Raw genomic sequence first — 14,282 nt, forward strand, 5'->3', positions numbered from 1 at the left:
TTTATTTAAATTTGCTCCCATCTGGTAAGGAAGCAACTATCTACAGCCCCTGCCGCCTGTAATTCCAATCTGAGCAGATCACGTATAAATAAAGGAAGCATATATTTCAGCTCACTCCCATTCTGCAACCGCTCATAGCCTACTCCGAAAGTAAACATATCAAGCGTGCCGACCCTATACGTCATTTCCGGCTCCAGTGGAATCCCCGCGATACTTGCCCGGACAATCCGTCGATACGGCTCTGCCTGTGGGTCATACATAACTTCCATTCCATCCAGGCAAATTCCGCCCAGAACCTTGCCGCGAAATCCATAACCGAATATAGGCTTATCCATCATGTCCGGAAGCAACGATTGCTCCAAGGTGTATAGTATGTCCTCACCTTTTAAGTTCATAGTACACGGATTAATCGGGGAAGGGCAACGTTCATGCAGCATGCCTTCGCTAATGTCCCCAGCAGGAAGCTCGCTCAGCAATTGACCACTATTGATGATCGATAGATCGCTCTTTGTGAACCTTCGGACTGCCTGGGCCAACAAATTACCGAATGGAGACTCATTGGTGTATGAAATCGGTAGCTTCCGATCCGTCCGCGTAACCGTCCGATCCAGACGAACCTCAGCCTTTTTACGATTAGTGTCAATGGAGTGCAGCACGATTTCACTCTCCACCCCAGGCTCCACCTTAAGCACCTTACCATCGTAAATTTCAGGCTTACCACTCACAGGATTCTTGCGGAATTTAATTTTCCCGAGATAATTACCGAATTTCCCGGCAGCCGTAATTGCTGTCTTCCCAATGATCTGCGGTTCCTCCAGCAAATGATGGGTATGTCCGCCTATGATGAGATCGATATTCGGGATCATCTCCGCCAACTGTCGGTCGAGCTTTATCCCTAAATGGGACATAACAACGATCAAATCCACCTGCGAACGCAACTGTTCTACATCATATTGGATCGTCTCCATCGGGTCAAGAGCATCCCATCCCAATAAACGGTAAAAATCAGAAAATGCCGCCGTTGCGCCAATCAATCCAATCGTAAATGGACCACGCCGTACAATATGATGTCTTCTCATCCACCCTGGAGGCTGGCCTGTTCTTTGCTCAACAATATTGTTGCAAATGACGGGACAACGCAGACTCGCATACGTTTCCTCTAGAAGTTCTGGAGTAAAGGTTAGACCCTCATTATTCCCGATCGTAATCGCATCGTATCCGGTCAAATTAATGACATCAACATTGGCATGACCTATGGTGCCCTCTGTCTCCGGTGCGGCTCGGTCCATATGGTCACCTATATCAAGGAGCAGCATTTCACTCTTTGGCTCGGATCGCAAATCATCGATCATCGCGGCGATTCTGCCCATGGTACCGAAATGGCTGTGCAAGTCATTCGTATATGCAATCGTTAATGTAATTTCGTCCGTATCCGGCACATGAAAGCCCCCTTGTTGTTTTTTATTCATTAGACCTACAAAAAATGAAGATAAATCTAATTATATACCTTGAAAACGCCCACTGTCTTCTTATATATGATATATTATAGGGATTTAAACTCATAAACCGAGGTGAATAGACATGAAAATATCCATTTTCCTCTTTGCAGGATTGGCCGAGCGACTTGGGACATCGCGGATCACCTTCGATTACAGCGAATCTCCTTTAACACCTGAGCGTCTGAAGCAACTTCTGAGCAATGCTTATCCTGATGCAGCCCCGCTTCTATCTGCTGCATTGGTAGCCGTCAATCAGGAGTATGCAGTAGCCGATTATCCGATCCAGGAGACGGATGAGATCGCTTTGATTCCACCTGTATCTGGAGGCTGATGCGTAAGCATCAGCCTTTTCACAGTCCTGTGATCTATTTAACAAAGTTAATGGTGACTACAAGTCTACGACTCCATAATTCTTGAGTCATATTGCTCTACTAATTAATAGCGACAAAGAACTATGACACCGTTGTCAACCCATTTATTTCCTGATATGATTGACTTAGAGCAAGTTTTCAAAAGCGGTCTTTTGGAACGATCTCTTAAAAGCAGAATATTGAGGTGTCATCTTTCTTGAAAATACATATCATGGATCTTAACCCTGGAGACAAGCTTCAGTCCGACGTATTTAATCATTTTGGCGTATTAGTTCTACAGAAAGAAAAGGAGCTGTCCAACGAGGCCATCGTAAAATTGATGCAGCATGGTATCGATTATATTGACATCATCCCTCATACCATTGATGTCGTCGTACCGAGCGCATCGGTCACTCCACAGTTCATCCAGAAGATGCAGCCCGTATTTAATGAAGCGGTTGACGGATTTGAAGCGATTTTCCTGGAAGCTTTAGCAACCGGCAATTTCGATAATTCCCAGGTAGACCGCCTACTTGAGCCTATGGTCGAGCAACTCGATACCCAGAAGGATGTCGTCTCTTTGCTCCTACTACTTGGCAATCATGACAATTATACATATAATCACTCTTTGCAGGTTGGAATGCTATCCTATTATATCGCTTCTTGGCTAGGATATTCAAAGGAAGAGGCCTACAAAGTAGGTAAAGCCGGTTACTTGATCGATATCGGAAAATGTAAAATACCGGATGAAATCCTGTTCAAACCTGGGAAATTGACACCTGAGGAATTTGAAGAGGTCAAACGTCACACTCAATATGGATATGAGATCATTATGAATTCTACCGATGACGAGCTATCGGCCCTCGTTGCTCTGCAACATCATGAGCGCGAGGACGGCAGTGGTTATCCACGTGGACTGACCGATAAGGAAATCCATCCTTACGCTAAGATCGCTGCGGTAGCAGACGTCTATACGGCTATGACGTCTAACCGAATCTATCAATCGAAGCAAGAGCTGTTCACTGTACTCAAGGAATTGAATAACATGAGCTTCGGTAAATTATGTCCTGAGCCTACCCAAGCGCTGATTAACCACCTGCTGCCGAACTTTATCGGCAAGAAGGTATTACTAAGCTCTGGTGAGGTAGGGGCCATTATTATGACGAATCCATCCGATTTCTTCCGTCCGCTGATCCGTACTGAATCACGCTTTATCGACCTGGCTAGGGAACGTGAGCTTACGATCACTGAGGTTTATATGTAGGTACCTGAAATGAATTAGGAGAATGGTCTGGTTGACAGCCATTCTTCTTTTTATTGAAAAAAAAGGGCGCCCAGGTCACTTCTCATGACTACTGGGACTGCCCTTTTTCTACAGGAGAGCCCTTAACCGATGGACCCCTCCATTTCGAATTTAATCAATCTATTCATCTCAACGGCATACTCCATCGGCAGCTCTTTCGTAAACGGCTCAATGAAGCCCATGATGATCATCTGAGTCGCTTCCTCTTCGGTCAAACCACGGCTCATCAAGTAGAAGAGTTGCTCTTCCGACACCTTCGATACGGTCGCTTCGTGCTCCAGAACAATGTTATCATTCATGATCTCATTGTATGGAATAGTATCCGAAGTAGACTCATTATCGAGAATGAGTGTATCGCACTTGATGTTGGACTTCGCGCCATCTGCTTGACGTCCGAATGATGCAAGACCGCGATATGTTACTTTACCGCCATGCTTACTGATCGACTTCGATACGATCGTCGAAGTGGTGTCCGGAGCGAGGTGAATCATCTTCGCACCCGCATCCTGGAGCTGGCCTTTGCCGGCAACAGCAATCGACAGCACGCTACCTTTGGCTCCGCGGCCTTTCAGGATAACCGCTGGATATTTCATCGTCAGCTTGGAGCCGATGTTACCATCAACCCATTCCATCGTTGCATTCTCTTCTGCAACTGCACGCTTCGTAACGAGGTTATAAATGTTTGGTGCCCAGTTCTGAATCGTAGTATAACGAACGCGAGCATTCTTCTTACAGATGATCTCTACGACTGCGCTGTGCAGAGAGTTTGTGCTGTAGACCGGAGCCGTACAGCCCTCTACATAGTGCACGAAGCTATCCTCATCAGCAATGATCAGCGTACGTTCAAATTGACCCATATTCTCCGAATTAATACGGAAGTAGGCTTGCAACGGAATCTCACACTTCACGCCCTTAGGAACATAGATGAAGCTACCGCCAGACCATACCGCACTGTTCAGAGCGGCAAATTTATTGTCCGCTGGTGGGATAATCGTACCAAAATGTTCGCGGAAGATTTCCGGATGCTCTCTAAGAGCAGAATCGGTATCCATAAAGATTACACCTTGATCCTCCAGATCCTTCTGCATGCTATGGTATACAACCTCAGATTCATATTGGGCCGATACCCCAGCCAGGAACTTCTGCTCTGCTTCCGGAATACCAAGCTTATCAAAGGTTTCTTTAATTTCGTCAGGAACTTCGTCCCATGTCTTGCCTTGCTTCTCAGATGGTTTGACATAGTATTGAATTTCGTTAAAGTCAAGATCGTCCAGATCTCCGCCCAGCGCGGTAGCGGCATTTTCTCGAACTGCTCCAACGATTTCAGACGGAAGTTAAGCATCCATTCCGGTTCATTTTTCATACGGGAAATTTCCGTGACAATCTCTCGAGTCAAGCCTTTACCCGATTGAAAAATTGACTTATGCTCATCGCGAAAGCCATATTTATACTCTTCCATTTCAGGCGCTTTCTTAGCCATGGCTGCATTACCTCCTTAATCTTTCATTATCCATATGCTTCAATTACTCTTCTTCGTGAATCCCCTTCTTAAGTGCATTCCACGCCAGTGTTGCGCACTTGATTCGGGCAGGGAATTTATTAACCCCGGATAGAGCTTCAAGCTCTTCATATTCATCAAAATCGACTGTCTCTCCCTGCATCAAGGAAGAGAAACGTTTAGCCAAATCCATTGCTTCCGCATAGGTCCGGCCTTTCACTGCCTCTGTCATCATCGATGCTGAGGACATACTGATCGAGCAGCCTTCCCCAGTGAAGCGGGCATCTTCACAACGCCATCCTCCAGCTTCAGCTGGAGCGAGATGCGATCCCCGCAAGTTGGGTTGTTAAGATCAACAGTCAGGGAATCGTCATCGAATTTCCCGCGGTTGCGCGGGTTTTTATAATGATCCATAATTACGCGGCGGTATAAGTCGTCAAGTTGCATTATCCAAAATACTCCTTTGTCTGGACTAAAGCTTCAGCCAGACGGTCAATATCCTGCTCCGTATTGTACAGATAGAGACTAGCCCTAGCTGTAGCGCTGGCCTCAAGCCAACGCATCAACGGCTGGCAGCAATGATGACCGGCACGAATAGCTACTCCGGACGCATCCAGAACAGTAGCCACATCATGCGGATGAACATCCTGCAGATTGAAGGTCAACAGCCCGACCTCGCGATCACGCGGCCCATACAACGTCAGTCCTTCAATTTCAGAGAGTTTGGCTTCAGCATATTTCGCCAGCTTCGCTTCATGCTGATGAATTGCATCCATACCAATCTCCTGCAGAAAATCAATCGCAGCGCCCAGTCCAATCGCTCCGGCGATAATCGGTGTCCCACCTTCGAATTTCCACGGAAGTTCCTTCCATGTCGATTCATATAGGCCAACATCATCGATCATCTCACCGCCGAACTCGATCGGCTCCATAGACTCCAGCAAATGCTTCTTACCATATAGTACCCCAATTCCTGTCGGTGCGCACATCTTATGGCCAGAAAAAGCATAGAAATCACAATCCAGCTCCTGCACATTCACTTTCATATGAGGCGTGCTCTGTGCTCCATCCACAACCATAACGGCTCCATGACGGTGAGCAATCTCGGCCAGTTCTTTGACCGGATTCACTACACCAAGCACGTTGGAGACATAAGCAACCGAGACGATCTTCGTCCGATCGGTAATCGTCTTCTCCGCATCCTCCAGAGCGATATTGCCGTCAGGCTGAAGCGGAATATATTTTAAAGTAGCACCCGTTCTTTTAGCCAACTGCTGCCAAGGGATCAAATTACTGTGATGCTCCATTGGGGTAATGACAATTTCATCCCCCTCTTGAAGCACCGCAGGCCCATAACCGGAAGCAACCATATTTAGCGCAGTCGTCGTCCCCGAGTGAAAATAATCTCCTGAGTCCGAGCAGCGCCGATAAACCGAGCTACCTTCTCTCTAGCACCTTCATAAGCATCTGTAGCCCGGCTGCCCAGCGTGTGTACACCGCGATGTACATTGGAATTGTCCCATTCATAGTAGCGCTTCAGTGCGTCAAGCACGACGCGTGGCTTCTGAGAAGTGGCAGCACTGTCAAGGTATACGAGCGGATGACCATTAATCTCCTGATGCAGAATAGGAAATTGCTCCTTGATCAGCTCGGCATTCATTGACCTAACTTCCTTTCAACCAGCCCTTGCAATTGCTGCTGCAATTGTTCCAGAGGAATCTCTGTAACGACCGGAGCAAGGAAACCGTAAATTACTAAGCGTTCAGCTTGCTCACGTGAGATACCACGAGACATAAGATAGTAGATTTGCTCCTGATTCACTTGACCAACCGAAGCCGCGTGTCCAGCTTTGACATCGTCCTCATCGATCAACAGGATTGGGTTAGCGTCCCCGCGTGCCTTCGGACTAAGCATAAGAACCTTCTCCGTCTGCTCACCGTTTGCCTTGGTTGCACCCTTCTCGATCTTCGTGATCCCGTTAATGATCGCCGTAGATTGTTCACGCATAACAGCTCGGGTAATCATTTGGCTCTCAGAGCTCTTACCGAAATGAACTGCCTTCGTCGTATAGTTCAGCTTCTGCGAACCTGAACCAACAGCAATCACCTTCATATCGGAGAGAGATCCGTTGCCTTTGAGAATCGACAGGGTCTCACTCATTGCATCGCCGAAATTCATCTCACCAATGATCCATTCGATTGATCCGTCATTGTCGACGATCGAACGACGGTAGCTGAGATCAGTGGTGCTTGTTCCCAGATTATGAACCGTCGCGAATTGTACCTTGGCTCCCGCTTGAACGAATACTTCCGCTACTCCACTATGAATAACTGTCTTCTCAAATTGTCCGGAGAAGTAGTTGTCTACATAAGTAACACGGCTATTCGCCTCAGCTACGATCAAGATATGCGGCGCGAAGGTCGTCTTGTCGTCCTGCTGTACGAAAATGCTCTGCAATGGAATATCGATCTCTACATTGCGTGGAACATACAGGAACACACCGCCATTCCAAAGAGCGGAATGTAGAGCCGTCAAGCGGTTCTCATCGCTCTTGACAGCTTGGTGCAAATATTTCTGTACCAGTTCGCCATGCTCACGAACGGCAGTCTCCAGATCAGTGAAAATAACACCTTTGGCAGTCAGCTCAGGGACAACTGCGTAAATTGTGTTCTACTGTTCACCTGAACAATCAGATTGCTATGCTCTTTCAAATCGACGAGAGAAGCCACACTTTCGGGCAATTGCTGCTCTGATGCTGCATAACCTTCGCGCAGTTGACCGAAGTTGCTGAGATCCCAGCGTTCGATTTTCATTTTTTCCAATTTAGGTAGTTCAAGCTCTTGAGCAAGCTTCACTCCATTTACACGACTTTCCGTTAACCAGGCCGGTTCCCCATTATTAACGGATGTTTGTCTTACTGTATCAAGTTCCACCGGAAGAACGATTTGTGTCGTCATTTCAGTTCCCTCCTTCCGTATTAGGCTTCTTGACCGACTGTTTCATCCGTAATTCCAAGTTCTTCTTTGACCCAATCATAACCGTCACGTTCCAGACGTTCTGCCAATTCAGGGCCACCCGACTTAACGATACGACCTTGCATCATCACGTGAACGAAATCCGGTTTAATATAGTCAAGCAAACGTTGATAGTGAGTAATGATCAGGAATCCGCGATCTTCATCGCGCATGCTGTTCACACCATTTGCTACGATACGCAATGCGTCGATATCCAGACCAGAGTCGATCTCGTCCAAAATAACGAGCTTCGGCTCAATCATCATCATTTGCAAAATTTCGTTACGTTTTTTCTCCCCGCCGGAGAAACCTTCATTCAAATAACGGTGAACAAATTCAGGATTCATTTCCAGCTCCTTCATTTTGCTCTCCATTTGACGAATGAATTTGATCAGTGAGATTTCGTTGCCTTCCTCACGACGTGCGTTGATTGCACTGCGCAAGAAATCAGAGTTTGTTACACCCGCGATCTCACTTGGATATTGCATACCCAGGAACATTCCCGCACGAGCACGCTCGTCCACGGCCATTTCCAATACGTCTTCACCGTTCAAGTTTACCGATCCGTCGGTTACTTCATATTTGGGATGTCCCATCAAAGCGGAAGCAAGTGTACTTTTACCAGTTCCGTTTGGGCCCATGATGGCATGAATTTCTCCGCCCTTTATTTCAAGATCAATTCCCTTGAGAATTTCTTTTCCTTCTATGGTTGCTTTCAGACCTTCAACAACGAAATTTGTCATTTTTTACCATACCCTCCATTACTCGTTCTCTTTTTTGTTAAAGCGATTATAACATAAAAATTCTAATCATTATCTAATTAGAATTATTATTGATGATTCTCACTGATTCTCATTCCATTCTACCCTACTTTGCAACCCGAATCAACGCAAGTAGGAAAGATTCTCAATGAATTAATCAAACAATGAAGCTAATAACCCCAAATCCACATCCACCGATCTAGGTCTATAGAATCATTTTAATAAAAACACCATAAGTTATACTGCATTATTATATGAATTCCGCTATTTTTATAAGATTTTAGGACTATGCTTCCCTTTGAAGCAGTGCTATGATTATCAGGTAAAATATACGAAAACTTTTTTGCTACATATCATGACATGAGCTTTTGGGGGAAATATGAAAAAAACAAGTGCAACCGACCAAGAAGAACTAGGATTCCTATTTAATGTAGAAATTCTGGTTAAAGAACAGACGAATGCAAAAGCACTGCAAAAACTGTTGCAACTTTTGAACAATAGTGATGATATTATCGATTATCGTATCAACTCAGGAATTGAGTTAGGCTCCATCATTAACTCAATGCTTGCCAACAAGAAGCAGTCGCTTATCGCCAAATCCTATAAAAGGATTAATGAAGGTGCTTCGAAACCGACTCCCTCGGAGACCAAGACTGCAAAATCATCCCCTGCTCCTCAGGAACAACAAACAGAAGCCACACAACAGAGCAGCTTTGAAAGTATGGCCAAAAGTCAGGAATTCGAGAAGTGGATTCAAAAGTATATTGCGAATAATTCACTCGTCCGCCTGTTAGTCAACCGAAATGGGAAGCGCGTCAGCATTCCTTGCCGCATCTTGAACTTCCTGACGGATACCTATACCTTGACGGTCTATCATGTGGATGAGAAGCAGGTTTATTCTTTCCACCTTAGTGAAATTATCGATCTTAACGAGTAACATATAATAGAAGTAGTTCAAAAAGGGAACTGATAAAAAAGCGGACGATCTATCTAATTCATAGATTCGTCCGCCTTTTTTATTTGCTACTATTCTGCTGAGTCTTGTCCCATGCGGCCAATATGAACATCAGCCAGCCGGCAATAAAGGATACGCCGCCAAGCGGAGTAATCGGGCCAAACCATTTCCAACCCGTCAGGGCTATCAAGTACAAGCTGCCCGAGAACAAGATCGTACCAATCAGAAACAGAATATTCGCCCAGCGCCATTTACTCGCACTGCCTCCAAAGGCCGCAGCTATGGACGCCAGGATCATACCGATTCCATGAATCATCTGATAGTGAACCCCTGTCTCATAAGTACCGAGCATTTCCTCTCCGATTATCGGTTTCAGCACATGAGCCCCAAATGCTCCAAGTGCCACGGACAACAGCATAATTATAGCGCCGATCCCGGCATATTTGCGTTGCATGCTAACGCCTCCTATACAGTTCAACCTTACCTTTACTCATCTTAACTCAATGCCTTGATTCATTCTAGTATTACATACAATTCAAATAGTCATTGATTTTTTGGCAAAGATATGAAAAATTAGACAGAGTAATAAATATGGCCAAAAGGAGACTTATTAAAACAATGGAAAACTTTGACCAGAGGAATTACGCTACATCCCCTTCTTATCCTGGCCCCGCACAAGGCGGCCAACCAATTCTGATAACCAAGCATTCGGGTCCTGGCATCGCCTCCTTCATCATAAGCTTGGTAACCTTCTTGGGCTATATTTTCGCAACAGTACTCATAACGGTGGCAGCTGCCAATGTTCTGGAGAGCCCGGATGAACTATTCCAGGAGTATTTCATGCAGCAAGGCAGCGCAATTGTTGGGATTCTGCTATTCTTCCTAGCCGCACTCCTAAATCTCACCTCACTAATATTAGGCATTGTCGGAATAAGCACCAAGAATCGCAAGAAAGTGTTCGCTATATTAGGTACGATATTCTCGGCAATCCCTATATTCCCAGTGATTATCATCCTATTGTTTTCTAATCTATAATAGGAAGTGGAAGTATTATCACTTTTAAGGGAGATGTATATGTCACAAGTAAAAATATTCGCGGACAGCACCTCCGATCTGCCGACAGATTGGATTACAAAATATGAAATAGGAATTATTCCTCTCTACGTTGTGTTTGGTGAGGAAATTTACCGGGATGGTATCGATATTACTCCGGAGGAGCTCTATCGCAAGGTTGAAGCAGGCGGTTCTCTGCCGAAGACCACGGCGCCGTCACCAACAGACTTTGTCGATGCCTTCCGCCCGCATATCGAACGCGGTGAGACTATCGTCTATATCAGCTTGTCGTCCAATCTATCCGCTACCTATCAAAACGCTCTAATTGCTGCCGATGAATTCCCACCAGGCCGGATACATATTGTAGATTCTATGAACCTATGCAGCGGAATTGGTCTACTTGTCATGAAGGCCGTTAGAGCGGCGGAACAAGGCAAGACTGCGGCAGAGATTACAGCTGTGCTTGAGCATACCCGTCCGCTGGTAGATACCGAATTTGTCATCGATACACTGGAGTATCTGTACAAAGGAGGTCGCTGCTCAGGAATGCAAAATTTCATTGGCAGCCTGCTAAAGATTCGACCGATTCTGAAGGTCGTGGACGGTTCCATCATCCCGGCTTACAAAGTGCGCGGCAAAAAAGACAAGGCCGTTCAGAAAATGCTGGATAACGCACTAGCAAATCTTGATGCGATGGATAATGATGTAATTATTGTTGCTCACACGCTTGCCGAGGAAGAAGCCCTATATCTAGCTTCCGTACTGAAAGAGAAGACCAGTGCGCGCGAAGTAGCTCTCTCCCAAGCAGGATGCGTTATTTCGAGTCATTGTGGCCCACATACTGTCGCAATCATGTATACTAAGAAGTCTGAGGCCTGACGGATCAGACAGACACAGGCCTAAACTAAACCATATAAGGAGGACTAACAATGGGAAACCTCAAAATATTCGCTGACAGCACATGTGACCTGCCATCCGATTGGATTAGGAAATATGACATTGGTATCATTCCCCTGTATGTCACCTTTGATCAGCAGACCTATAAAGACGGCGTTGATCTAGATACCCCAATGTTATATAAGAAGGTAAGCGAGATCGGGAGACTGCCGAAGACGGCTGCCCCTTCGCCTGCTGACTTCATCCAGGCTTTCACACCAGCGATCAATGAAGGCAAAGATATTCTGTATATCAGCTTGTCGTCCGAGCTCTCCTCTACGTATCAGAACGCGGTGATCGCCGCAGCTGAATTTCCTGAGGGACGAGTACAAGTATTTGATTCGCTGAACCTGTCCACCGGCATAGGCCTACAGGTCATGAAAGCATATAGAGCTGCCGAAGCTGGCCAAAGCACCGATGAGATCATGGACCTTCTGCACCGAACCCGTCCACAAGTTGAGACGGAATTCGTGATCGATTCCCTCGACTATCTCTACAAAGGTGGGCGCTGCTCAGGTATGCAGAACCTGGTCGGCAGTCTACTGAAGATCCGTCCGGTTATCAAGGTGATCGATGGTAAAATGACTCCCGCCTACAAAGTACGCGGGAGCCGTGAGAAGGCCCTTCAGCAAATGCTGGACAACGCGCTTGCCCGCATCGATGAGATGGATAATGACCTGATCTTCGTTACTCATTCGCTGGCGGATGAGGATGCCGACCAATTGAAGAGCATTCTACAGGAGAAGACAGGAGCTGAGAAGTCGCGATCTCCAAAGCAGGCTGCGTCATCTCAAGCCACTGCGGTGCGAAGACAATCGGCATTCTGTATACGAAGAAGACAAGCTAACGTTTTTTAGCTTAACGCTTATGAGTACAAGAATCTTAGATAAAATAGAACCCCGCCTATCTAGGCGGGGTTCTATTTGGTTGATTGCAGTAGAACAGCATACGTTGGCATTCATCTCTACCGATACAATACTACACACAGACCTGAGCCACAGTAGAACCAATACGTTCAGTCGACAACAGCTTATACAGTACCATCTTGTTTGCATCGGTGTTCAGAACATCCTCGCGTGTTGTCTATACAACTTTCTCTAACGAAACTGGATATCGCTATTCAGGCCAAAAAGGGCTGCTAAAAATTCTAACGAAACTGGGTATCGCTATTGAAGCAAATTAGTGCCTAAAAGCCTGGATTTCTCCCAAATAACGATCTGTAGTTTCGTTAAATTAAAGTTTCCGCTTTTTTTGAGGAATTAACGATCTGTAGTTTCGTTAGAACTGAAAAAACTCTGCGTGAGCTTTACAACCATCCGCAAACCTGTAAAAATGCAAGCTTGAGGCACTATTAGGCTCCGCAGGTGTTAATTCCTGCAAGAATGCAGTATTTTGAGCAATATTAGGCTCTCCAGGCGTTAATTCCTGCAAAAGTGCAGTTTTTTGAGCAATATTAAGCTCTCCAGATGTTAATTCCTGCATAAACCTCACGGCCCCCTAATAAAAGTGGAGTCTTGCCCTCCAATAAATTAGACTATTTATAAAGGGGAGATTCGAAATGAAACGAAAGAATAAAGCGTATGAAGAAGTTCGTTTACAGGTGGTCCGTGAGGCACTAGCAGGGATTAAGGTAGCCGTATTGTCCCGTAAGTATGGAGTTCATCCTGAGACTATTCGTAGTTGGATCAGGGAGTATCGAGATCAAATCGAAGAGCATGAGATACCCGCTGCAGATGAACAGCTACAGGAATTAAAAAGATTGCAGGAAGTCGAAGAGAAATACCAAACCGCTGTAAAGATCCTAGGCGAAAAGGAATTAGAAATCGAAATCCTGCGTGAACTCTTAAAAAAGAAGAACCCTGCTTATCTGAAAGATTCGAAATAGCAGACCAGTTTATTAAGCAGGGATATTATGCAGCACTGGTACTGCGAATCTTAGGGTTGGCTGAGTCAAGCTATTATGCACGAAAAAAAAGAATAGGCCAACATGATGAGCCTGTAACACGCATTCGTAAAGGGCGTCCATGCCCAGGTTATTCGCTAACGGAAAACGGTACCAGAATAAGCGACGAACAGATTAAAGAGTGGTTCGTAGAGCTTACAGAAGGCGAAGAGAACGAGTATGGGTATAAATTGCTTGCTGAGTGCCTCCGTAAGGATCACCGTCTCATTTTGAATAATAAGAAAGCTTACCGTTTGTGTCGTGAATTGGGGATTCTCCAAAAGTATCGAGAGAGAAGATCGAAGCATCCTCGTCGATTGCCTAGAAATCGTCTAGTCACCGGTCCGAATCAGTTATGGCAAATGGATATTAAATATGGTTACGTAGCAGGACGTGACCGCTTCTTTTCCTGCTCAGTATCATTGATGTATTCGACCGCGCTATTGTGAGCTATTACCGAGGCTCTGAATGTAAGGCTACTCATGCAATTCAAGTTCTGGGAAAGGCACTAGAGTCCCGGATCCAGCCAGGAGAATCGCTACCCACGATCCGAACAGATAATGGACCTCAATTTATCAGTGCTTTATTTGGAGATACGTGTGAAAATTGGGGCATTTCACACGAAAGAATCCCTCCTAAAACTCCAAATATGAACGCATATATTGAGTCGTTCCACAGTATTGTGGAGAAAAATCTATTCAGCAAAATGGAATACAAGACGATGGAGGCCGCCTATGAATCGATAGATAACTATATCGATTTCTACAACAACCGAAGAATGCATGGCAGTCTGAAACGGATGTCTCCACTCCAATTTTCTAGTTGGATTATGCAGTTCGAAGATCGGTCTCAGTTCTATAGATCTTTGTAAAACTTTAAAATATAGCGTTAGACTACGAATACAGTATTTTACTCGGGTCAGACTCCAGATTTAGGGGGCCGAACCGTAAATGCAGTTTTTTTCTTATAAA

The 14,282-nt window shown here is 45.5% G+C and carries 12 protein-coding genes and 5 pseudogenes; 9 read left to right on the top strand and 8 right to left on the bottom strand.

Annotated features, from left to right (window positions below):
- Positions 1-5: 5 nt before the first annotated feature.
- Positions 6-1,439 carry a bifunctional metallophosphatase/5'-nucleotidase gene (locus tag RE628_RS20535; protein ID WP_375142948.1) on the bottom strand — a complete coding sequence of 478 codons (1,434 nt, stop codon included), beginning with the start codon at positions 1,437-1,439 and terminating at the stop codon, positions 6-8.
- A 142-nt stretch (positions 1,440-1,581) separates the two neighbouring features.
- Here RE628_RS20535 and moaD point away from each other — a divergent pair, with 142 nt between their 5' ends.
- Both moaD and RE628_RS20545 read left to right on the top strand, forming a co-directional pair.
- Complete coding sequence (gene moaD / locus RE628_RS20540) at positions 1,582-1,830, top strand: molybdopterin converting factor subunit 1 (protein ID WP_309154785.1); 249 nt, start codon at positions 1,582-1,584, stop codon at positions 1,828-1,830.
- Between the two features lie 236 nt (positions 1,831-2,066).
- Complete coding sequence (locus tag RE628_RS20545) at positions 2,067-3,113, top strand: HD-GYP domain-containing protein (protein WP_309154786.1); 1,047 nt, start codon at positions 2,067-2,069, stop codon at positions 3,111-3,113.
- 122 nt (positions 3,114-3,235) lie between these two features.
- Here the strand turns inward: RE628_RS20545 and sufB are convergent.
- From sufB to sufC, 5 genes and pseudogenes are all read right to left on the bottom strand, one after another.
- Positions 3,236-4,632 (bottom strand): annotated as a pseudogene (gene sufB / locus RE628_RS20550) (Fe-S cluster assembly protein SufB).
- 43 nt (positions 4,633-4,675) lie between these two features.
- Positions 4,676-5,097, bottom strand: a pseudogene (gene sufU, locus RE628_RS20555) (Fe-S cluster assembly sulfur transfer protein SufU).
- Positions 5,097-6,310: pseudogene (locus RE628_RS20560) on the bottom strand (cysteine desulfurase). Before RE628_RS20560 ends, sufU begins: the two co-directional pseudogenes overlap by 1 nt.
- A pseudogene (gene sufD, locus RE628_RS20565) lies at positions 6,307-7,607 on the bottom strand (Fe-S cluster assembly protein SufD). Before sufD ends, RE628_RS20560 begins: the two co-directional pseudogenes overlap by 4 nt.
- A 20-nt stretch (positions 7,608-7,627) precedes the next feature.
- A complete protein-coding gene (sufC, locus tag RE628_RS20570) occupies positions 7,628-8,407 on the bottom strand; it encodes a Fe-S cluster assembly ATPase SufC (RefSeq protein ID WP_309154787.1) in 780 nt (259 codons plus the stop codon).
- A gap of 397 nt (positions 8,408-8,804) precedes the next feature.
- Here sufC and RE628_RS20575 point away from each other — a divergent pair, with 397 nt between their 5' ends.
- A complete protein-coding gene (locus tag RE628_RS20575; RefSeq protein ID WP_309154788.1) occupies positions 8,805-9,362 on the top strand; it encodes a hypothetical protein in 558 nt (185 codons plus the stop codon).
- Between the two features lie 79 nt (positions 9,363-9,441).
- On the opposite strand, the gene RE628_RS20580 is transcribed toward RE628_RS20575, so the two are convergent.
- Entirely contained in the window at positions 9,442-9,834 is a 393-nt protein-coding gene (locus RE628_RS20580) for a DUF423 domain-containing protein (protein WP_309154789.1), read from the bottom strand.
- A gap of 164 nt (positions 9,835-9,998) precedes the next feature.
- Here RE628_RS20580 and RE628_RS20585 point away from each other — a divergent pair, with 164 nt between their 5' ends.
- The 3 genes and pseudogenes from RE628_RS20585 (at position 9,999) to RE628_RS20595 (ending at position 12,216) form a co-directional block, all read left to right on the top strand.
- Entirely contained in the window at positions 9,999-10,415 is a 417-nt protein-coding gene (locus RE628_RS20585) for a hypothetical protein (RefSeq protein ID WP_309154790.1), read from the top strand.
- Between the two features lie 39 nt (positions 10,416-10,454).
- Positions 10,455-11,312: a DegV family protein gene (locus RE628_RS20590; RefSeq protein ID WP_309154791.1), complete on the top strand. Its 858-nt coding sequence runs from the start codon at positions 10,455-10,457 to the stop codon at positions 11,310-11,312.
- Between the two features lie 50 nt (positions 11,313-11,362).
- Positions 11,363-12,216: pseudogene (locus RE628_RS20595) on the top strand (DegV family protein).
- Between the two features lie 431 nt (positions 12,217-12,647).
- Here RE628_RS20595 and RE628_RS20600 read toward each other — a convergent pair.
- On the bottom strand, positions 12,648-12,851 hold the full coding sequence (locus tag RE628_RS20600) for a hypothetical protein (protein ID WP_309154792.1): 204 nt from the start codon (positions 12,849-12,851) through the stop codon (positions 12,648-12,650).
- Between the two features lie 76 nt (positions 12,852-12,927).
- Here RE628_RS20600 and RE628_RS20605 point away from each other — a divergent pair, with 76 nt between their 5' ends.
- From RE628_RS20605 to RE628_RS20615, 3 genes are read left to right on the top strand one after another with little or no spacing between them, the layout of a single operon-like run.
- Entirely contained in the window at positions 12,928-13,254 is a 327-nt protein-coding gene (locus RE628_RS20605) for a transposase (RefSeq protein WP_309154793.1), read from the top strand.
- Positions 13,255-13,310: 56 nt separating this feature from the next.
- Positions 13,311-13,760, top strand: coding sequence for an IS3 family transposase (locus RE628_RS20610; protein ID WP_309154794.1), 450 nt, complete (start codon positions 13,311-13,313; stop codon positions 13,758-13,760).
- Positions 13,757-14,182, top strand: coding sequence for an integrase core domain-containing protein (locus RE628_RS20615; protein WP_309154795.1), 426 nt, complete (start codon positions 13,757-13,759; stop codon positions 14,180-14,182). Before RE628_RS20610 ends, RE628_RS20615 begins: the two co-directional genes overlap by 4 nt.
- Positions 14,183-14,282: the final 100 nt, after the last annotated feature.

The organism is Paenibacillus sp. D2_2 (genome assembly GCF_031199965.1).
In the GTDB taxonomy this organism is placed as follows: domain Bacteria; phylum Bacillota; class Bacilli; order Paenibacillales; family Paenibacillaceae; genus Fontibacillus.

Excerpts from the sequence above, each read along its gene's own strand:
- RE628_RS20600 (WP_309154792.1), bottom strand. The coding sequence starts at position 12,851 with ATGCAGGAATTAACATCTGGAGAGCTTAATATTGCTCAAAAAACTGCA.
- sufC (WP_309154787.1), bottom strand. The coding sequence starts at position 8,407 with ATGACAAATTTCGTTGTTGAAGGTCTGAAAGCAACCATAGAAGGAAAA.
- RE628_RS20580 (WP_309154789.1), bottom strand. The coding sequence starts at position 9,834 with ATGCAACGCAAATATGCCGGGATCGGCGCTATAATTATGCTGTTGTCC.
- RE628_RS20585 (WP_309154790.1), top strand. The coding sequence starts at position 9,999 with ATGGAAAACTTTGACCAGAGGAATTACGCTACATCCCCTTCTTATCCT.
- RE628_RS20575 (WP_309154788.1), top strand. The coding sequence starts at position 8,805 with ATGAAAAAAACAAGTGCAACCGACCAAGAAGAACTAGGATTCCTATTT.
- RE628_RS20590 (WP_309154791.1), top strand. The coding sequence starts at position 10,455 with ATGTCACAAGTAAAAATATTCGCGGACAGCACCTCCGATCTGCCGACA.
- moaD (WP_309154785.1), top strand. The coding sequence starts at position 1,582 with ATGAAAATATCCATTTTCCTCTTTGCAGGATTGGCCGAGCGACTTGGG.
- RE628_RS20605 (WP_309154793.1), top strand. The coding sequence starts at position 12,928 with ATGAAACGAAAGAATAAAGCGTATGAAGAAGTTCGTTTACAGGTGGTC.